The organism is Dokdonella sp., from assembly GCF_041395345.1.
Lineage (GTDB): Bacteria > Pseudomonadota > Gammaproteobacteria > Xanthomonadales > Rhodanobacteraceae > Dokdonella.
In genome coordinates, this window is record NZ_JAWLAR010000007.1 from 17,638 (window position 1) to 36,879 (window position 19,242).

Here is a 19,242-nt window from a genome sequence, read left to right on the forward strand (position 1 = left end):
TTGGTCGAACACGATCTCGGGGACTTCGATCAGGCGGGGCAACACTACAAACAGGCCATTGCCCTGGACGACGCAAAATTCCCTGATGGCAGCGAACGCCAGATTGCCCCATTGGTGAATCTGGCCATGCTCCAATTGAACCGAGGTCAGCCGAAAGACGCACTCGCTTTCATCGATCGGGCCGCTTCGATTCGTCAGCGCGAGTTGCCCGAACAGCACCCCAGCGCAGGATTCATCGCGCACATGCGCGCCAGAACGTTGCTCGACCTTGGCAAGGTCCAACCGGCGATCGAGCAATTCGAACTCGCGCGCCAAATCAGAAAGAATCTGGCTGATGGACGCCATCCACATCTGGCCGATACGCTGATCTGGTTGGCCAAGGCGCGCCAGCGCGAAAACGAACGACCGTCCGACGAAATCGTCGCCCTCGCCGAAGAGGCCAGTCAGATCAGTCTGGACAACCGCGGCCCCGACGACTGGCGGACGCTGGATATCCAGCTTTCGGTCGCCTGCTGCAGTGGGCCGGAGAGACCGAGCGAGGCTCGGCTATGGAAACATCCGCGATGGATCGTTTGATCCAGGTGGCGCGGCGCGAGCGACTGGCGGGTGCAAAACCTTCGAGCAGAATCCGCCGACACGCTCGCGCGCCAACAGGACCCCTTGAACTTCATCCCGGGCGCTTGGCATCGACACTCGTCATTGTCGATGCATTGATTGTGGGGCCCCCATACAGGAGGAGTCCGTTGGGAATGTTGTTCTTGTGCCGGCGGGGTCCTGACCGCATCCGACTGGATCGGGTACGAACGGCGAATGCCGGCCCGGAGGAGAACACCATGGATGGGTTGGATCAAGGCAACGAGGGCGGCGCTCCCGCTTCCGGATGTTGAGCATCACGCTTCCTACGTCCACCTTCATCAGCCTGTCGGCAGTTGAGTGCGAGCCATCCATGGCACTTGCCCTGCGGACAGCTGTTGCTACTCCAAACGGCTGTTCTGCAGTCTTGTCTCCTACTTCCGGGTAGCACTCAATTCGAGCAGTTTTTGGCCCGGATCATCTACGCCCGGCGGAGGCCATGACGACCGTCTATCGCGAATCTCCACTAGTTCAGGGTGCTGGCGTCTGATTCGCCTGGATGGCCACCGAGTACGTATTGTTTAGCGGGTCATAGTCATCGATGTTGAAGGCGACCACGCGAGCCGTAATGAACCCGGTCGCGGACTGGGTAGCGATGTCGTAGGAAACCGTACAGGGAAACGCCGCTCCTGGCTCGAGCACCGCGATCGGTCTACCCCATTCCACCCAGGTAGATGAATTGGACAGATTGCCGAGACCGCAGTCGTTCGACACATAGGTCAGGTCGCGGGCATCGGTACCGATCTGGAAATCGATATTCATGAGGGTCTGTCCGCCCTCATTCTTGATCAATAAATCGTAGACCAGACGCTGTCCGAATACATGGGGTTCAGGTGTATTCAAGAGTAGCGATGCAGAGAGGTCACTGACCGGAGATGGCGCCAGGACCTCGTTGGTCAGCAGCTGCCCTTCTTCTCCACGGCGCGAATACGCGAAAGCAAACCCGCGCTGGCCGGAATCGTCGCTGTGTCGAAGTCGCCAGCAAAGATGAAGTCCGAATCCCTTTCGATGTTCGCACTGACATCGACCATTCCGGCGGATCCTGCCCGGAGTCCGTTTTCCTGGGTCCATGAGTTTCCGTTGAAAAGCCAGATCACGCCGTCATTCCCACCAGCGGGGTTTTGGTTCGAATCCGCTCGCCACGACGAGGCCCGGACCGGTGCCGGAAATCGCCGTGAGCGTCTGGCTGGCTGGAATGGGCACATTCATGTCGGTCCAGTTGTCTCCGTCGAAATGCCAGATCTCCCCGGACTGGCGAATGGCAAACATCGAACGGGGCGGAACGGCTCCCGAAAGGCAACTCAACTGCGGCGCATAGACGGCGGTCAGGCCGAGCAGTCCGGGTTCCTCGTGGATTGGATTGGTAGCGTCGATATCGCCCAGAAAATTGTCGACGCGATAGACATCACCGTCCTCGGTGATGACCTTGATGTCGTCGCTGTGGCCGCAGGCCGCCAGCAGCGCTCTACCAAAGGTCCGGCAGAACGGCGGTGGATCGGGCATGGCCGGAAAGTATGGGCAGACGAAGTCGAAGCTGGCACCGAGTATGCCGTACAGGACCACATCCTCTTCCGGAGAAATCCAGGTTCCGGTAAACAGCGTCCCATCCGTCGTATTCCTGATTTCGTCCCAGCTCATGCCATCCCAGAGCAGGACGGTATCGATACCGGCGGCAACGGCAAGATTCGGTGAGGATGCGTAGACGTCGAGCAGGTCCTTGCTGGTGCCGGAAACCATCAGGGTTCCCGTGTCTCCGTTCTCGAACAGCACAATGGTGCCGTTGTTGCCAACGGCCATGGCGTAATCCAACGACGGAGCGCTGACGCCGTTGAGCACCTCGGACGTGGGCACTGTCTCCAGCACCCAGCCGGAGCCAGATCCGGCAACAGCCGGCGGTGTGACGAGAGCCAGTGCAACACCGAAAATGCGTGGTCGCGTGATGAACATGCAGCCTCCTGGAATCGTTCCTTGAGGCTCATGCGACAAATGGCGGAAAAGTACGCCAATGAATATCGCATCGCGGCAGATCGGCGCTGAAAGGGCACGGCCAATTCCATCGATCGGCCTAAGGGACGATTCGGGTGCGGACCGATCTCGGACTGCCCAAGAGGCGCCCGAAAAAGAGCAGACGGCGGGAGAATGTGGATACCGGGCTTCCCGGGAGTTCGTGTTTCCGCCAGTCGCCAATCCGACCCTTGGAGCGAGAGCGTCGATTCCTCGACGCAGCAGATCCGATCAGCTCAAACGCGTAATTCCGCCCATGTAGGGCAACAGCACTTCGGGGACGTCGATCGAGCCGTCGGCGTTCTGGTAGTTCTCCATCACGGCGATCAGGGCGCGGCCGACGGCAGTGCCGGATCCATTCAGGGTATGCACAAGCTCGGGCTTGTTCGATTCCGGATTGCGCCAGCGCGCAAGCATGCGACGGGCCTGGAAATCACCGCAGTTCGAGCACGAAGATATTTCGCGATAGGTGTTCTGGCTCGGCAGCCAGACTTCGAGGTCGAAAGTCTTGGCCGCGGCGAAGCCCATGTCGCCCGTGCACAGCAGCATACGCCGGTACGGCAAGCCCAGCCTCTCGAGCACGATTTCGGCGCTGCGCGTCATGCGCTCGTGTTCATCGTCGCTCTCGTGCGGCTTGCTGATACTGACCAGTTCGACCTTCTCGAACTGGTGCTGGCGGATCATGCCGCGCACGTCGCGCCCCCCCGAGCCGGCTTCGGCGCGAAAGCAGAGCGAATGCGCCGTCATTCGCATTGGCAGCTGTTCGGCATCGGTGATGGTGTCGCGCACGATATTCGTCAGCGGCACTTCGGAAGTAGGGATCAGATATCGCTTCGATTCGTTGACCTCGATCGAGAACAGGTCTTCCTCGAATTTGGGCAACTGCCCGGTACCCTGCATGGATTCCGTGTTGACGATCAGCGGCACATTGGTTTCGACGTAGGCATGTTCTTCGGTATGCAGGTCGAGCATGAAATGGGCCAGGGCGCGATGCAGACGTGCAAGTTCACCGCGCAGGACGGTAAATCTTGATCCGGAAAGCTTGGCCGCGACTTCGCCATCCAGCCAGCCCTTGTGCGCACCGAGTTCGACGTGATCCTTGATCGCGAAATCGAAGATCCGCGGCGTACCCCAGCGATGCTGTTCGACATTGCCGGCTTCGTCCGCACCTTGCGGCACCGATTCGTCGGGAAGATTCGGGATGCCCAGCGTGATCGCCGCAATCTGTTGCTGGATGTCGGCCAGTCGCTGTTCGTTGGCCTTGAGCTGGTCGGCGATTTCAGCCACCTCTGCCATCAGTGCGGTGGTGTCTTCGCCCTTGCCCTTGGCCATGCCGATGGCCTTGGAGCGCGTGTTGCGCGTGTTCTGCAGTTCCTGTGTCTCGACCTGGACGGCCTTGCGCTGCGACTCCAGCGATTCGATGGCGGCCGTGTCGAGCGCGTAGCCTCGTGTGGCGAGGCGCCGGGCGACGACATCGAGCTGTCCACGCAGGAGGGCTGGATCAAGCATGAAGAAAATCCAAGAAAAACAAGGGGGCGCGGATTATCGCCGCGCCACCCTGTTTGCCGCAAATCCGCGGAACAGCTTGGCTACCCTGTGGGCGCCTATTTACGACCCAGCCACCAGGCGATGCCTATGCCGGCCAGCAGCCAGCCCACGCCCTGCTCGATCAAACCGCCGATCATGAAGTCGGCCGGAAAGCGGTACCAGTTCCACATTGGAACGATCGAGGCGGTCCAGGCAAACAGGCCCATTCCGGCGGCTCCAAGTACACGACCACCGAAACCCCAGGCGGTGGCCGCAAGCAGCCACGCTGCGATCAGGCAACCGAGGAAATCGCTGCCAATCTGCTTGACCAGTTGCGGACCCATTCCGGCCGGGTCGCTCAAGGGCGACGACACGACAACATAGACAAATGGATTGGCCTTGGCCTTCTCCACCCACGGAGCCATGGCCGCTTCGTCGCCCCATTTCTCCGGATCAAGGCTCGGCAGCATGTAGATTCCGGGTGTCGGCATGCCGGTCTTCACGCCTTCGAGAACCGCGTCTTCACTCTGCGGTTGCTGCATGCCCATCTCGCCGATGGGCAGCAGCATGTGGGCCACGAAACCCCAGGCGAACATGATGACGGTACCGAGTACGGCGGCAATCAGAATACGCATATGAATCCCCTCCCAGGATGGTCGCTGAACGCTAAACCCAGCCGGATGGCAGGGCAAGCTGCGCTGCAGCGCTGTCAACTCATGGAGCGCTGCGCTCGTTCAGCTCGGCAAGAAGGATTGCGATTTCGTCCAGTTCGGCCGACGCCCGGTCGGAGCCGCGCGGGCGACGATAGTTGTTGAGCAGGATCGTGAAGGCCAGTCGCTCGTTGGCAGCCGTCTGCGCGTAGCCGGCCAGCGCATAGGTATAGGCCATGGTCCCGGTCTTGGCGTGTATGCGTCCCTTTGCGGCGCTGTTGCGCATGCGCCAGGTCAGTGAGCCATCCACACCCGCTTCGGGCAGCCCCTGGCGAAATGCAAGGCCGTTCGGCGCATCGCCCATGTGCAGCAACAGGCTGGTCAGGGCTGATGCCGAGGTCAGGTCGCGCCGCGAAAGTCCCGGGCCGTCTTCGATCAGGACACCCTCCATCGGTACGCCGATGCGCTGCAGAAACCGACGCAAGGCCTCGATGCCTCGCGATTCGGTCGACCTGAAGACGGGCGATTCCCTGCCCGCAAGCTTTTCCTCTTCGGCCGCCTTGGCACCTACCATCAACAGGAGGTTTTGCAGATAGAGGTTTTGCGAAACCTTGAGCCCGCGGGTGACGATTTCCGAAAGCGGTGGCGACCAGACATCGGCGATCCGATGGAGCTTGTCGGACGACAGTGCGTCGTCGTGCTCTGGCCAGTAGACACTGCGCGACTTGCCCTTGACCACGACGCCCTGGCGCAACAGCGCCGCGCGCAACTGCTCTGCCGCTATCAGGGCAGGATCGTGCAAGGCCTGGCGATAGAACTGCGGCGCGGCGTTGCTCGCAATCGTGCCGAATGCATGCAGTACCTCGCTACCGGGCGCACGATAGAGACTGATGTCGGTCGGAGCCGGCGCACGCAGGGTGCGCAGGTTGTTGATCAGGATCGGTGCCGATCCCGGCGGTTCGAATGCGATCCGGGCATTCGCACCGGGCTGTGGCGCAGGTCGTACTTCGACTCTGACAATATTCTCGTCGACACTCAGGGCCGAAACCGGCGCACCGAACCAGCTCTGCAAATCCGCCGCTTCCCAGCCACTGCCGTACAGCGGCGCTGCGAACCAGGTAGCGTCGGCGATCAGCGAGCCGCGCACCTCGGTCGTGCCGGTCTTGCGCAATGCAGTGGCCAGGACGTCCGCCCATGAACTGCGCTTGTCGAAGCCCAGGGTCGGATCGCCATAGCCGACCAGCACGAGATCGCCCCAGATTTCACCGCTGCGTCGCGTCTTTTCGGTCGCGAACAAGGTCGTGGCAATCCGGTGGTCGGAGCCGAACGTATCCAGCGCCAATGCAGCGGTGTAGAGCTTGGCCGTTGAGGCCGGCACGAACAGCTTGTCCGGGTTGTGCGCGTACAGCGTCTTGCCCGTGTCGAGCGAGACCACCTTTATGCCCCAGGACGCATCCGCAAACGCAGCATCGCCAATATGGGCGTCGATGTCCCGGGTAAGCTTGGCGATGGCGGAACCGGGCGCAGCCGTGTCCTGCGTCTCCTGAGCTTGCACCGACGCGACCAATCCGAACTGCAGCGCAAATACCATCGCGATCCATCGCCTCATTCCTGCCCCTCCCTGTGCCGTGCGTCACGTCGCGCTGCGCGCAAGGCCTTGAGCTTCTCGCCAATCTTCAGCTCCAGCCCGCGATCCACGGGTTGGTAGAATTCGGTCTGCGTCAATCCATCGGGCAGGCATTGCTGATCCAGCGCTACCCCGTCTTCAACATCCGGATCATATTGATAGCCCTTGCCGTAACCGAGCCCCTTCATCAGTCTGGTCGGCGCGTTGCGCAGATGCATCGGCACCTCGCGGGTTCCGTTCGCGCGCACTTCGGCACGCGCCGCGTTGAAGGCGGCATAGGCTGCGTTGCTTTTCGCTGCAATCGCCAGATAGATGGCCAATTCGGCAAACGCCAGCTCACCTTCCGGCGAACCAAGACGCTCCCAGGTGTTCCAGGCCTCCAGGGCCAGGCTCAGCGCACGCGGATCGGCCAGGCCGATATCCTCGATCGCCATGCGTGTCAGCCGACGCGCGAGGTAGGCCGGATCGACACCGCCGTCGAGCATGCGCGTCAGCCAGTAAAGCGCGGCATCCGGGTCGGACGAACGCACCGACTTGTGCAAGGCTGAAATCTGGTCGTAGAACTGTTCGCCACCCTTGTCGAAACGGCGAGTACGATCGGCCAGCACCTGGGTCAGGGTACCTTCGTCGATGCGCCCCTCATCAGCCAGCTCCGACGCGATTTCAAGCAGGGTCAAGGCACGGCGGACATCGCCATCCGCCGCGCGTGCAATCAGGGCCAACGAATCCTCTTGAACTTGAAGATTCATTTCGCCGAGTCCGCGTTCGGGTTCGGCCAGTGCACGCTTGAGCGCCTCGACTATCTGATCATTCGTGAGTGACTCGAGCACATGCACGCGACAGCGTGAGAGCAGCGCCGAGTTGAGCTCGAACGAGGGATTTTCGGTGGTCGCCCCGACCAGGATGATCACACCTCGCTCGATGTGCGGCAGGAACGCGTCCTGCTGGACCTTGTTGAAGCGGTGCACTTCGTCGACGAACAGGACGGTTCGCCGGCCTTGCCCGAATACGCTTTCTGCATCCGCCAACGCGGCACGCACATCCGGCAATCCCGACAGCACCGCCGAGATTGCCTTGAACTCCGCCTCCGCATACTGCGCCAGCAGCAGGGCCAGCGTGGTCTTGCCGCATCCGGGGGGACCCCAGAGGATCATCGAGTGCAGCTTGCCGTTCTCGATCGCCCGCCGCAGGGGCTTGCCAGTCTCCAAAAGACGTGTCTGCCCGACGATTTCGTCGAGTGTGCGCGGCCGCATGCGTTCGGCGAGCGGTTTCAGCCCTTCCGGTTCGGCAAACAGGGCGGCGGTTTCGACGGTCTTCTTTCGGGCCATGCCGCCATGATACGGAAAAGCATGGCGTGGTCCGCGCCGGCGGGCTCTTTCCCGTTCATGTTCCGATGCAATTCGCTGCCTGCAGGCTGCCCGATTCAGAGCTTTGTGCCGCGCAGGCGCAATGCGTTGCTGATCACCGAAACCGACGAGAAACTCATCGCCGCCGCTGCGATGACCGGACTCAGCAGCAGTCCGAAGAACGGATAGAGGATACCCGCCGCAATCGGCACACCCAGCGCGTTGTAGCCGAATGCAAAGCACAGGTTCTGATGGATGTTGCGCACGGCTGCCGCTGAAAGGCGTCGCGCACGCAGGATGCCGCCCAATTCGCCCTTGACCAGGGTGACCTGCGCACTCTCCATGGCGATATCGGTGCCATTGCCCATGGCAATGCCGACATCGGCCGCGGCGAGTGCGGGCGCATCATTGATACCGTCGCCAGCCATGGCCACGCGGGCACCGGCCTTCTGCATTTCTGCGATGGCATCAGCCTTGTCTTTGGGTGAAATTCCGGCTCGTACCTCGTCGAGAGGCAGTACTGCCGCCACCGCCCTTGCCGTTGCTTCGTTGTCGCCAGTCAGCATGACCAGGCGCAAGCCTTCGGCCTTGAGCGCATTCAGCGTTTCGACTGCGTCTGGCTTGATGGGATCCTGCACGGCGATCAAGCCGGCCAGCTTGCCGTCAACTGCCACGAACATGACGGTCTTGGCCTCGTTGCGCAGTGCATCAGCCTTGTCAGCCAGAGCATCCGGAGTCGTGGTGCTGGCCATCAATCTGGCATTGCCCAACGCGATCTTTCTTCCCTCGACTTCGCCGCGCACACCCTCTCCCGTCACGGAATCAAAGCCATCGGTCTTGTGTATCGCAATGTCGCGATCTTTCGCGCCCTGCAATACTGCGCGGGCGAGCGGATGTTCGCTGGCCGATTCCAGGCTGGCCGCCATGGCAAGTACATCGGTCTCGACGAATCCCTCGGCGGCGACCACATCGGTCAGCTTCGGCTTGCCTTCGGTAATCGTGCCGGTCTTGTCGAGCACCAGGGTATCGACGTGGCTCAGGCTTTCGATTGCCGCCGCTTCGCGGAACAGCACGCCCATCTCGGCGCCCCGTCCGCTGGCCACCATGATCGAGATCGGCGTGGCCAGGCCCAGCGCGCAGGGACACGCAATGATGAGGACCGCGACCGCGTTGACGATCGCATGGGCAAGCCGGGGCTCGGGGCCAAAGGCATACCAGGCAATGAAAGCAGCGACAGCAATCGCGACAACGGTGGGCACAAACCAGACCGAGACCTTGTCGGCCAACCGCTGCAAGGGTGCCTTCGAGCGCTGCGCCTTTGCGACCATGTCGACGATCTGCGCAAGCACCGTTTCATTGCCGACTTTTTCGGCACGCATGAGCAGACTGCCGGTGCCATTGATGGTGCCGCCGGTGACCGGGTCGCCGGCGTTCTTGCTGACCGCAATCGGCTCGCCGCTCAGCATCGACTCGTCGACGCTGCTGCTGCCCTCGATGACGGTGCCGTCGACCGGAATTTTTTCGCCAGGCCGAGTGCGCAGGCGATCGCCAACACTGACCTGGGCCAGCGGAATGTCCTCTTCGTCACCGGCGTCGCTGACGCGATGCGCGATTTTCGGTGCGAGATCGAGCAGACGCCGAATGGCAGCGGATGTCTTGCCACGTGCGCGCAATTCCAGCCATTCGCCGAGCAGGACCAGGGCGATGATCACACCAGCCGCCTCGAAGTAGAACGGCACGTCGCCATGCATGTCTTGCATCGACTCGGGAAAGACGCCTGGAGCGAACATGGCAGCCAGACTGAATCCGTAGGCGACCAGAACGCCCAGCCCGATCAGGGTATACATGTTGGGCGACGCGGCCAGCAGACCCTTCCATCCACGCAGGTAGTAGGCAGCGCCGAGCCACAGCACCAGCGGCGTGGCCAGCAGGAATTCCGCCCAGCGCAGAATTGTCGAGGTGCCGGCATCGAAGTGCAGACCGAGCAGGTGCGGGCCCATGGCTGTCAGCAACAGGGGCAGAGCCAGCACCGAGGCGATCAGGAACCTGCGTCGAACCTGCAGCAGTTCACTGTCGATCTCGTCGCCGGTCGGCACCAGTGCTTCGAGGGCCATGCCGCATTTCGGGCAACTTCCCGGACCCTGCTGGCGGATCTCCGGATGCATCGGACAGGTATGGATCGCGCGCTCGTCCGCAGCGCCCTCGGCCGTGGCTTGCCCAGGGTGGAGAACCCGCTCCGGATCAGCCATGAACTTCTGTCTGCAGCCCGCCGAACAGAAGTGATAAGTCTGGCCGGCGTGGCCTGCACTGTGCTTCGCCGTCTGCGGATTGACCGTCATGCCACAGACAGGATCCCTGTCCGATGTGGCAGCGGGATTCCCGTCGACCCCGTCATGCCGGTGTCCGTGGCGCCTCCCGTTCCGGCGGTCAGTCATGACCGTATTTCGCTAGGACGTTGCCCAACGCAGGCGGACCCAGTGGGCCAGGCGCACCGCCACGACCAGCAGGCCCGCCAGCGCGAAAGTGAGCGCCGGTGAAGTGCCAGCACTCGGCAATGACAGGGCGAAAGCGCCGGCCGCGTAGTCGGTCGTGGCAGCAACTCCTGTCAGGCTCAGCGCGGGATGGGCACGCAGCCCGCGCCAACCCGTTGCGAGTGCATTGCTGGCCATGGCCAGGACAAGCGGCGTGGCCAGAGCGAGCGCGGAAAATTTGAGAAGAGACGTTGAAGCTTGCCCGAGCTGCCCTTCGAATACGGCAAGGCTCGCTGCGATGAGCAGCAGTGGAATGGCCAGACTTGCTGCGAATACCAGCCTGGCCCGGGCAATTTCCCGCGGGCTGTCGTATGCGATCCCGGTCTCAGCGACTCCGCCAGCCGGTGATGCCTCTGCAGCAACCGACGCCTCGAGCTCGGCGGCGAATACGTCGTGCAGGCTTGGCGCGTGTGGCTCGTCGACCAGGATCTCGCTCTTGGCCGGGTCGCCGGAAAGGCGTGAGTCAACGGAATGCTGATGACGGGCGCGCAGCGCCCTCAACAGCACATTGACACGCGTCAGGCAGCAAAGACGGCTTGCTTCACGCGACTCGATCTCTCCCATTCGGGCAACCGTGTTGAGGACTTTCATTGTGAAGACTCCTTGTTGAGCAACGCCCGCAGGATAGGACAATCCCCCGGCATGCCTTCTTGCGGACAACCCGACATCAGGTTGACCAGGGCAGCGCGCATGCGCTGCAGTTCTGAAATGCGGTGATCGATATCAGCCAGGCGCAGCTTGGCGGCCTCATACATGGCCTTGACGTCGCCGCGACTGCTGATGGCCAGCAATTCGGCTATTTCATTCAGGCTGAATCCGAGATGCTGGGCACCGCGAATGAAATTGAGACGATCAAGTTCGCTATCTCCGTACTTGCGGTAGCCTGACGCCGTGCGTTTGGCGGGCTTGAGCAAGCCACTGCGCTCGTAATAGCGCACCGTGTCGATGCCGACACCTGCCGCACTGGCGAGTTGGCCTATGGCGAATTGGGTCATGCTTGCCTCCGATCAGTCTGGATCGGATTGCCGGGACTGCTTGCCCAGTTCCTGGCGGAATCCGTGGTCGCCAGCATGCACCCTGGACCATGGTCCAGAGTCAAGGGCCAGACTTTGCGGATTCAGCTGGCAGTCAGTTTCGGGCCAGCGAGGCCCGGGCAAGGCTCGCTCGCATCAGTCAGCGATCGGAAAGACCTCGGCATCGTTACCCGGATCGCCGACGACATCGACGCCCGCCGGCGGCGTAAACGAGAACGCATCCACGGCGAGTTTCGGATCCCGCTTCCAGTCCGAAAAAAGAATCTCGGTGGTATTGCCGAGGGCGTCCTCGAAACGCATCTGCTCCAGCCCCTGCGCTCCGAAGCCGAGTTCCGCAAAGGCGAATTCGGGTTCGTTCGCCCTGGAAACCAGCCTCAGCCATTCGAGACCGTCTCGCTCACCGGTTTCGCTGGCCGTGAATTCGGCGTCCAGCCGGGACAAGTCGGTCAGCACCGACAGCGGACTGTGCGCCTCCTCTGTTCCCTGGCTGCGCACGCTGACCTGTTCCAGATCCGGATCGTAGACCCATACCCGGTTGCCGTCGGCGATGATCAGCTGTTCGTAGGGGGTCAGGGTTTGCCAGCGAAACTGACGTGGCGCCTTGAGCGCCAAGGTGCCTGACGACACTTCACCGCGACTGCCGCTGGCCCCGATAACGGACTGCTCGAAGCGACCGCTGATGGTCTGGATGCCCTGCGAGAACGACTCAAGGCGAGAGCGTGCGGATTCCGCTGCTGTGGAGGCGGATGCAACTAGACAGGTCAACACCATCATGGCGCGAAGCATCGGGAAACTCCTTGAATCGGTTTTGTTCGATAGCGAGGCCTTGAACGGGCCCGGAATCGAACGGCTTTGACCCAACCGCTTGTCATCCTGGCGTCCTTCACTACCCGAATGCGCAGTCGAACCGGGATGCATTCAAGTGGTGCACGGAATCAAGAAGAATTTCGGCTTTCGCCGAGGTGAGGACGTGTAGAGATTGGCGCATGGACCTTTTCATTCCACTCAGAATCCCACGGCTTTGCTGAAGCGCGGCTTGCCAGTTCACCAGCCAACGTGCGGATCCTCGCGGCTGGAATCAATCGCGCGGTGGCGGCGGTGCAATCACGGTCCGGTTGCCGTTATGCTCGGGCCCGCTGACGACACCATCGCGCTCCATCTGTTCGATCAGGCGTGCGGCCCGGTTGTAGCCGATACGCAGATGCCGCTGCACGCCGGAAATCGAGGCGCGCCGGGTTTCGGTGACGATGCGCACGGCCTTGTCGTAGAGGACCGCGTCTTCGCCGCCTTCGGCATCGGCTGCATCCTGCGGCAATCCCGTCTCGCCGATGATCTTGCCATCGGCCATGGTCTGGGTTTCCTCGAGCACGCCATCGATGTAGTCGGGCTTGCCCTGGGCGCGCAACCATTCGACGACCTTGTGCACTTCATGGTCGTCTACGAATGCACCGTGGACTCGCTCGGGTGTCGCCGTGCCGGGTGGCAGGTAAAGCATGTCGCCATGACCCAGCAGGGTTTCCGCGCCGGACTGGTCAAGGATCGTGCGCGAGTCGATCTTGCTCGATACCTGGAAAGCGATACGGGTGGGAATATTGGCCTTGATCAATCCGGTGATGACATCGACGGAGGGACGCTGGGTTGCGAGGATCAGGTGTACGCCGGCTGCGCGCGCCTTCTGTGCCAGTCGCGCTATGAGTTCCTCGACCTTCTTGCCGACGATCATCATCATGTCGGCGAACTCGTCGATGATGACGACGATATACGGCAGTGGCTTGAGTGGCTCAGCCTTCATTGAGGGTTGCGAGGCATCCGGCCTGAACAAGGGGTCCAGCAAGGGCTGACCCTTGGCCTCTTCGTCGCGAACCTTCTTGTTGAATCCGGCCAGGTTGCGCACGCCGACGGCGGCCATGAGCTTGTAGCGGCGCTCCATCTCGGCCACGCACCAGCGCAGGGCATTGGCCGCTTCCTTCATGTCGGTGACAACCGGAGCAAGCAGATGCGGAATGCCTTCGTAAACCGACAGTTCCAGCATCTTGGGATCGATCATGATCATGCGCACATCGGCCGCGTTGGCCTTGTACAGCAGACTCAGGACCATCGCATTGAGCGCCACCGACTTGCCCGAGCCGGTCGTGCCGGCAACCAGCAGATGCGGCATCTTGCCGAGGTCGACGACCACGGGAGCGCCACCAATGTCCTTGCCAAGTGCCAGAGCCAGCGGGGACTTCATCAGGTCGTACTTGTCGGAACGCAGGATTTCGGAGAGGTAGACGATCTCGCGGTTGACGTTCGGAATCTCGAGACCGATCACCGACTTGCCTGGAATCACATCGACCACGCGCACGCTGAGCACGGACAGGCCGCGCGCGATGTCCTTGTCCAGGCTCGATATCTGGCTGCCCTTGACGCCCGGGGCTGGCTGCATCTCGAACCGCGTGATCACCGGTCCCGGATGCGCGCTGACCACCTCGGCGTCGATGCGGAAATCCTTGAGCTTGAATTCGACCTGGCGCGACAGCGCATCCAGGGTTTCCTGCGAATAGCCGGTGACGCGCTGAGTGGGTTCATCGAGCAGGGCCAATGGCGGCACTTCGCCTTCCGTGGATGAACCGACAAACAACGGAATCTGCGTTTCGCGCCGGGCCCGATCGCTTTTTCCGATCGGAGCCAAAGTCGGCTCGATCTTGAGCGGCTCGCGTTTGGATTGACGGATCGTATCGACCTTGCGCACGACTTCGCGTTCGACACGGGCCTGACGGGCCGCACTCCAGTCCTCCGCCTTCCTGGAGCGCTCGCGTGCCCAGGCCAGCACAGCGAGCAGGCTGCGTCCGATCCAGTCCATCAGCTTGAACCAGGACAATCCGGTAGCGAGGGTCACTGCAATAAGGAACAGTGCCAGCAGGAACAGGGTTGCACCGAGGAATCCAAAGCCCTTCATCAGCGAGCCGCCGATCAGGGCGCCGAGCACGCCCCCGGCCTTGGCCGGCAACTGACTGGGTTCGGTAAAGTGCAGAAAGGCAAGGCCCGAGCCGGCCACAAAGAAGGCCAGGCCGCCGACCAGACGGAAGGCAGGCTCCAGGGGCGAGCGATCCGGGCCACCGCCTCCGCGCAGGACAACGGCGCCTACCAGCAACAGCAAGGCCGGGAACGCGTAGGCCAGCGCACCGAAGAAATAGAACAGCAGATCGGCCGCATAGGCACCGATCTTGCCGCCGAAATTGGCTACCTGATCGGGCTCGCCGACATGCGACCAGCCCGGATCGGCCGGGCTGTAGGTGAACAGGCAGGCAAACAGGTAGATCGCCACTGGCAACAGCAGCAGAAAGCCCACCTCACGCAGGCGACGTTGCAACCTGTCGTCGAGCGGGGTGGGGTTTCTGGATTTCGATTCTCGCGCCACAGAAAGAAGTTACCTTAAAATGTCAGCGCAAGCTATTGTTTTCAATCAAACAACACCTTCGAGCGCGGGATGCACGATGTTGCCAGCGTCGACATTGATACCACCCTTGAGCGGTGCATAGTCACGCCATGCCGGTCCGCTGGCCAAACGCTGCACGTACGGCAGGATGGCCGCGGAGATGGCCTGCGAGGAGGTCTGCGGCACGGCACCCGGCATGTTGGTCACGGCGAAATGCGTCACTCCGTCGACGACATAGGTGGGGTCCTTCCAGGTGGTCGGCTTCGAAGTTTCAAAGCAACCGCCCTGATCGATCGAGATGTCGGCAAGCACACTGCCGGGCTCCATGTCCTTGACCATGGCCGCGGTGACCACGCGCGGCGCACGTGCACTCGGCACCAGCACCGCACCAACGACGAGATCGGCCGAGCGCAGTTCGCGAGCGACGTATTCCTCGTAGGGATAGAGCGCCGTCACGTTGGCGCCGAGTGCCATCATCTGGGCAAGGCGATCGGGACGCTTGTCGAAAACGATCACGTTGGCACCACCGGCGGCGGCCAGTGCGGCCGAGTTGCCGCCCGCAGCACCGGCGCCGAGCACGACCACCTTGCCGCGATCCGTGGATGGCAGGCCGCCGAGCAGCTTGCCCTTGCCACCGGCCGGCTGGTGCAACAAGTGGGTACCGACCTGGATCGCAATGCGTCCGGCGATGATCGACATCGGCGCGAGCAGCGGCAGGCTGCCGTCGACATCTTCGACCGACTCGAAGGCGATGCCGGTCAGTCCGATATCCAGCAGGCTCCGGGTCAGGGCCGGTTCGGCCGCAAGGTGCAGGTAGCAAAACAGCAGATGATCCTTGCGCAGATGCGACAGATCGCCGGCGATCGGCTCCTTGACCTTGACGATCAGCTCGCCCGCTTCATAGAGCTTTTCCGCATCAGCCACGATCTTGACCCCGTTCTTGACGAAGTCGTCATCGCTGAAGCCACTCTTGGTGCCAGCGCCTGACTGGATGAAGACTTCATGTCCACGCAGGACAAGATCGGCACAGGCCGCGGGCACCAGGGCCACGCGACCCTCCAGGGTCTTGGTCTCGGATGGGATACCGATACGCATCTGATTCTCCAGTTGGATCAATAAGCGCGCCATGCGGATGCCGGCGCGGGTAATTCGAACTGCCAAACCACGTCATTGCACGGCAAGTCTTGATTCGTCTGTCCCGGCACCCCATCCTCATCTACCGCTGCCGACGATCGGTTCAATGGATCGAAGTTCATTGCGGCCGTGAAACCTTGGTGTGCCGACGAATTCCGGGCTACAGCCCGAAGCGCAGGCACGATACAGAATCGCCACAACAAAAGGCCGGAAAAGCGGTCGGGATTATACATGACGACTCCGAAGCACACGCGTCTGCTCATCCTTGGAACCGGCCCGGCCGGCTACTCTGCAGCGGTCTATGCAGCGAGGGCAAACCTCAAGCCGACCATGATCACCGGGCTGGCCCAGGGCGGTCAGTTGATGACCACGACCGATGTCGACAACTGGCCCGGCGATGTCGAGGGCCTGCAGGGCCCTGCGCTGATGGAACGCATGCAGAAACATGCCGAACGGTTCGATACGGAGATCGTCTTCGATCACATCCACACGGTCGATCTCAAGCAGCGCCCGTTTCACCTGCAGGGCGACAGCGGCGAATACACCTGCGACGCCTTGATCATCGCCACCGGCGCCACGGCCATGTACCTCGGCCTGGAGTCGGAGGAGAAATTCAAGGGCCAGGGTGTTTCGGCCTGCGCAACCTGTGACGGATTCTTCTTCCGCGGCCAGGAAGTGGCCGTCATCGGTGGAGGCAACACGGCGGTCGAAGAGGCGCTGTATCTGGCCAACATCGCCAGCAAGGTGACCCTCATACATCGCCGCGACAAGCTTCGCGCCGAAAAGATCATGCAGGACAAGCTGTTCGAGAAACAGGCGGCCGGAAAGATCGATATCCTCTGGAACCACAGCGTGGACGAGGTTCTCGGCGACTCGACCGGAGTCACCGGAGTGCGCGTCAAGAGCACCGAAGATGGCTCCACGCGCGACGTGCCGGTGACCGGCATGTTCGTCGCCATCGGCCATACGCCGAACACCGGCATCTTCGAAGGCCAGCTCGACATGCGCAATGGCTACATCACGATACGCACCGGTCTGGAAGGCAATGCCACCGCCACCAGTGTTCCGGGCGTGTTTGCCGCAGGCGATGTTGCCGACCAGGTCTACCGACAGGCCGTCACTTCGGCAGGCTTCGGCTGCATGGCCGCCCTCGATGCGGAGAAGTATCTCGACAAGCTCGGCCTGGCCGGCTGACAACCCTCGATCAGGACACGGCTTCAGCCGTGATGCATTGTCTTGATTCTCGGAAACAGGAGCATCGCGGCTAAAGTCGCTTCCCACGAAGAGCTTGCTCGCAGCGAATCCCCATGCCGCCCATCGAAATCCGCCTGCACAACGGCATAAGCGAGATCGATGCGTGCGCATGGGACGCTCTTGCTGACAGCGACAACCCGTTTGTCTCCCATGCCTTCCTGGCTGGCCTCGAACAGCACGACTGCATCCAGGCCGCCTACGGTTGGCAGGCATGTCCGATCGGCCTTTACGAAAGCGGAACGCTTGTTGCAGCCGCACCGCTGTATCTGAAGGGCAACTCGCACGGCGAATTCGTGTTCGACTGGTCCTGGGCTGCCGCGTACCAGCGCAATGGTCTGGACTACTACCCAAAACTGCTTTGTGCCGTGCCCTACTCGCCGGTCACCGGGCCACGATTGCTGGTCGGCAGCGGCGATGGATCCGACCTCCGACGGCGCGCACTGATCGCGGCGATCGAACAGCAGACCCGTTCGATGGGACTTTCCTCTGCGCATCTCAACTTCGTCGATCCGCCCGGTGCGGACGCACTTTCTGGCACACGCTGGCTGCCGCGCATGGACTGGCAGTTTCACTGGAAAAATCACGACTGGGATGATTTCCAAGCATTCCTGGCCGCGCTGAAGCCGAAAAAGCGCAAGAACATTCGCCAGGAACGGCGCAACGTCGGCGCAGCGGGAGTCCACTGCGAGATCCGGCACGGCGACGAGCTCGAGCCAGCGGACTGGGGCGCGTTGCATCGGCTGTATCTGTCGACTTTCGACGCCCATGGCAACCACCCTGCCCTGACCGAATCGTTCTTCCGCCATCTCGGGCAGGCCATGCCGGGTCAGGTCGTTGCGGTCCTGTGCCGCAAGGCAGGCCGGATCATTGCTGCTTCGCTCTGCCTTCGCAGCAGCGATACCCTGTACGGGCGTTACTGGGGAACGCATGAACAGATCGCGGGACTGCATTTTGAAGCCTGCTACTACCAGGGCATCGAGTACTGCATCCGGCACGGGCTTCGCTGGTTCGAGCCAGGAGCTCAGGGTGAGCACAAGATCGCGCGGGGCTTCCTGCCGCGAGCCACGCGCTCGTTCCATCATGTTGTCGACCCGCGCTTCGCTCTCGCCATTGGCGATGCCATGCGCCGCGAGACCCTGGCCCTGGCGTCCTACAAGCAGGATCTGATGCAACATTCGCCGTTCATGGCGGAGGAAGGGGACAGGAAGTGATCAGGTTGCCGCAATTGCGTACCGGCGATCTTTCGTTTCCAGCGGCTGAATCCGCGCTGGAAGAACCCAACGGATTGCTGGCCTTCGGCGGCGACCTCAGCGTCGAGCGCCTGATCGAGGCCTACGCGCACGGCATTTTTCCCTGGTACTCCGAAGGCCAGCCCATTCTATGGTGGTCGCCCGACCCGCGCATGGTCATTGCCACCGCAAGCCCGCATGTGCCGCGTCGGCTCGGGCGCTGGATCCGCTCCTGCACGTGGAAAATCAGCATCGATACGTCGTTCGACGAAGTCGTGCGTCATTGCGCTGCGCCACGCCACCATGGCGACGGCACCTGGATTACGGACGACATGCTCGAGGCCTATATCCGGCTGCATCGCAAGGGATATGCGCACTCGCTGGAAATCCGCGATGGCGATGGCCTCGTGGGCGGCATATACGGAGTCGCCATTGGTCGCATGTTCTTCGGCGAGTCGATGTTCAGCCTGCGCAGCAACGCATCCAAACTCGCCCTGCTTTCCTTGTGCAAGATATTGAGCGAGAAGGGATTCTCGTTGCTTGATGCCCAGGTCAGCTCGGACCATCTCGAGACACTCGGCGCATTCGAGATCGGGCGTGACGACTTCAATCGGCGCATCGCCTCCCTGATCGCCCAGCCCGGCCGGGTTGGCCGCTGGACGGATTGGGCGGACGGGCTCGTCGCCCGTGAATTTCTCCGAGGTGCCACTGCCGCAGGCGACCTGCCTGAAGGCACCAGATCAACCCCGACCGCCGAATCCTGACGCCGATCACCACTTGCCGCGCAGGAAATCTGAACAGATATCCGGATTCGGACCGATCCCGTCGATAAGATGGGCCTCGATCGTGTAGAAT

Annotated in this window: 17 protein-coding genes; 4 read left to right on the top strand and 13 right to left on the bottom strand. The window is 61.9% G+C overall.

Annotation, left to right across the window (positions count from 1 at the left end; all coding sequences use genetic code 11):
• A complete protein-coding gene (locus tag R3F00_RS07690; protein ID WP_371281192.1) occupies positions 1–576 on the top strand; it encodes a tetratricopeptide repeat protein in 576 nt (191 codons plus the stop codon).
• A gap of 528 nt (positions 577–1,104) precedes the next feature.
• Here R3F00_RS07690 and R3F00_RS07695 read toward each other — a convergent pair.
• From R3F00_RS07695 to ald, 13 genes are all read right to left on the bottom strand, one after another.
• The gene (locus R3F00_RS07695) at positions 1,105–1,476 is read right to left on the bottom strand and encodes a hypothetical protein (RefSeq protein ID WP_371281193.1); all 372 of its coding nucleotides are present in this window, start codon (positions 1,474–1,476) and stop codon (positions 1,105–1,107) included.
• 53 nt (positions 1,477–1,529) lie between these two features.
• Positions 1,530–1,730, bottom strand: coding sequence for a hypothetical protein (locus R3F00_RS07700; protein ID WP_371281194.1), 201 nt, complete (start codon positions 1,728–1,730; stop codon positions 1,530–1,532).
• 4 nt (positions 1,731–1,734) lie between these two features.
• A complete protein-coding gene (locus R3F00_RS07705; RefSeq protein WP_371281195.1) occupies positions 1,735–2,580 on the bottom strand; it encodes a hypothetical protein in 846 nt (281 codons plus the stop codon).
• 288 nt (positions 2,581–2,868) lie between these two features.
• Entirely contained in the window at positions 2,869–4,146 is a 1,278-nt protein-coding gene (gene serS / locus R3F00_RS07710) for a serine--tRNA ligase (RefSeq protein WP_371281196.1), read from the bottom strand.
• Between the two features lie 95 nt (positions 4,147–4,241).
• A complete protein-coding gene (locus R3F00_RS07715; protein ID WP_371281197.1) occupies positions 4,242–4,799 on the bottom strand; it encodes a hypothetical protein in 558 nt (185 codons plus the stop codon).
• Positions 4,800–4,878: 79 nt separating this feature from the next.
• Complete coding sequence (gene dacB / locus R3F00_RS07720) at positions 4,879–6,423, bottom strand: D-alanyl-D-alanine carboxypeptidase/D-alanyl-D-alanine-endopeptidase (protein ID WP_371281198.1); 1,545 nt, start codon at positions 6,421–6,423, stop codon at positions 4,879–4,881.
• A complete protein-coding gene (locus R3F00_RS07725) occupies positions 6,420–7,769 on the bottom strand; it encodes a replication-associated recombination protein A (protein WP_371281199.1) in 1,350 nt (449 codons plus the stop codon). Before R3F00_RS07725 ends, dacB begins: the two co-directional genes overlap by 4 nt.
• A 95-nt stretch (positions 7,770–7,864) precedes the next feature.
• A complete protein-coding gene (locus tag R3F00_RS07730; RefSeq protein WP_371281200.1) occupies positions 7,865–10,222 on the bottom strand; it encodes a heavy metal translocating P-type ATPase in 2,358 nt (785 codons plus the stop codon).
• A gap of 12 nt (positions 10,223–10,234) precedes the next feature.
• Positions 10,235–10,909, bottom strand: coding sequence for a hypothetical protein (locus R3F00_RS07735; protein WP_371281201.1), 675 nt, complete (start codon positions 10,907–10,909; stop codon positions 10,235–10,237).
• A complete protein-coding gene (locus tag R3F00_RS07740) occupies positions 10,906–11,313 on the bottom strand; it encodes a MerR family transcriptional regulator (RefSeq protein WP_371281202.1) in 408 nt (135 codons plus the stop codon). Before R3F00_RS07740 ends, R3F00_RS07735 begins: the two co-directional genes overlap by 4 nt.
• A 174-nt stretch (positions 11,314–11,487) precedes the next feature.
• Positions 11,488–12,138 (bottom strand): outer membrane lipoprotein chaperone LolA, encoded by a 651-nt coding sequence (lolA, locus tag R3F00_RS07745; RefSeq protein ID WP_371281203.1) that lies wholly within the window; start codon positions 12,136–12,138, stop codon positions 11,488–11,490.
• Between the two features lie 292 nt (positions 12,139–12,430).
• The gene (locus R3F00_RS07750; RefSeq protein ID WP_371281204.1) at positions 12,431–14,752 is read right to left on the bottom strand and encodes a DNA translocase FtsK; all 2,322 of its coding nucleotides are present in this window, start codon (positions 14,750–14,752) and stop codon (positions 12,431–12,433) included.
• Positions 14,753–14,797: 45 nt separating this feature from the next.
• Positions 14,798–15,865, bottom strand: a complete 1,068-nt coding sequence (ald, locus tag R3F00_RS07755; protein WP_371281206.1) for an alanine dehydrogenase — start codon at positions 15,863–15,865, stop codon at positions 14,798–14,800.
• Between the two features lie 270 nt (positions 15,866–16,135).
• On the opposite strand from ald, the gene trxB reads away from it, so the two are divergent.
• From trxB to aat, 3 genes are all read left to right on the top strand, one after another.
• A complete protein-coding gene (trxB, locus tag R3F00_RS07760) occupies positions 16,136–17,098 on the top strand; it encodes a thioredoxin-disulfide reductase (RefSeq protein WP_371281207.1) in 963 nt (320 codons plus the stop codon).
• Positions 17,099–17,211: 113 nt separating this feature from the next.
• Positions 17,212–18,369, top strand: a complete 1,158-nt coding sequence (locus tag R3F00_RS07765) for a GNAT family N-acetyltransferase (RefSeq protein ID WP_371281208.1) — start codon at positions 17,212–17,214, stop codon at positions 18,367–18,369.
• Positions 18,366–19,151 carry a leucyl/phenylalanyl-tRNA--protein transferase gene (aat, locus tag R3F00_RS07770; RefSeq protein WP_371281209.1) on the top strand — a complete coding sequence of 262 codons (786 nt, stop codon included), beginning with the start codon at positions 18,366–18,368 and terminating at the stop codon, positions 19,149–19,151. Before R3F00_RS07765 ends, aat begins: the two co-directional genes overlap by 4 nt.
• Positions 19,152–19,242 lie beyond the last annotated feature (91 nt).

Bases quoted from the DNA above. Each gene is read 5' to 3' on its own strand.
- R3F00_RS07705 (WP_371281195.1), bottom strand. From the start codon at position 2,580: ATGTTCATCACGCGACCACGCATTTTCGGTGTTGCACTGGCTCTCGTC.
- serS (WP_371281196.1), bottom strand. From the start codon at position 4,146: ATGCTTGATCCAGCCCTCCTGCGTGGACAGCTCGATGTCGTCGCCCGG.
- R3F00_RS07715 (WP_371281197.1), bottom strand. From the start codon at position 4,799: ATGCGTATTCTGATTGCCGCCGTACTCGGTACCGTCATCATGTTCGCC.
- dacB (WP_371281198.1), bottom strand. From the start codon at position 6,423: ATGAGGCGATGGATCGCGATGGTATTTGCGCTGCAGTTCGGATTGGTC.
- R3F00_RS07725 (WP_371281199.1), bottom strand. From the start codon at position 7,769: ATGGCCCGAAAGAAGACCGTCGAAACCGCCGCCCTGTTTGCCGAACCG.
- R3F00_RS07730 (WP_371281200.1), bottom strand. From the start codon at position 10,222: ATGACTGACCGCCGGAACGGGAGGCGCCACGGACACCGGCATGACGGG.
- R3F00_RS07735 (WP_371281201.1), bottom strand. From the start codon at position 10,909: ATGAAAGTCCTCAACACGGTTGCCCGAATGGGAGAGATCGAGTCGCGT.
- R3F00_RS07740 (WP_371281202.1), bottom strand. From the start codon at position 11,313: ATGACCCAATTCGCCATAGGCCAACTCGCCAGTGCGGCAGGTGTCGGC.
- lolA (WP_371281203.1), bottom strand. From the start codon at position 12,138: ATGCTTCGCGCCATGATGGTGTTGACCTGTCTAGTTGCATCCGCCTCC.
- ald (WP_371281206.1), bottom strand. From the start codon at position 15,865: ATGCGTATCGGTATCCCATCCGAGACCAAGACCCTGGAGGGTCGCGTG.
- trxB (WP_371281207.1), top strand. From the start codon at position 16,136: ATGACGACTCCGAAGCACACGCGTCTGCTCATCCTTGGAACCGGCCCG.
- R3F00_RS07765 (WP_371281208.1), top strand. From the start codon at position 17,212: ATGCCGCCCATCGAAATCCGCCTGCACAACGGCATAAGCGAGATCGAT.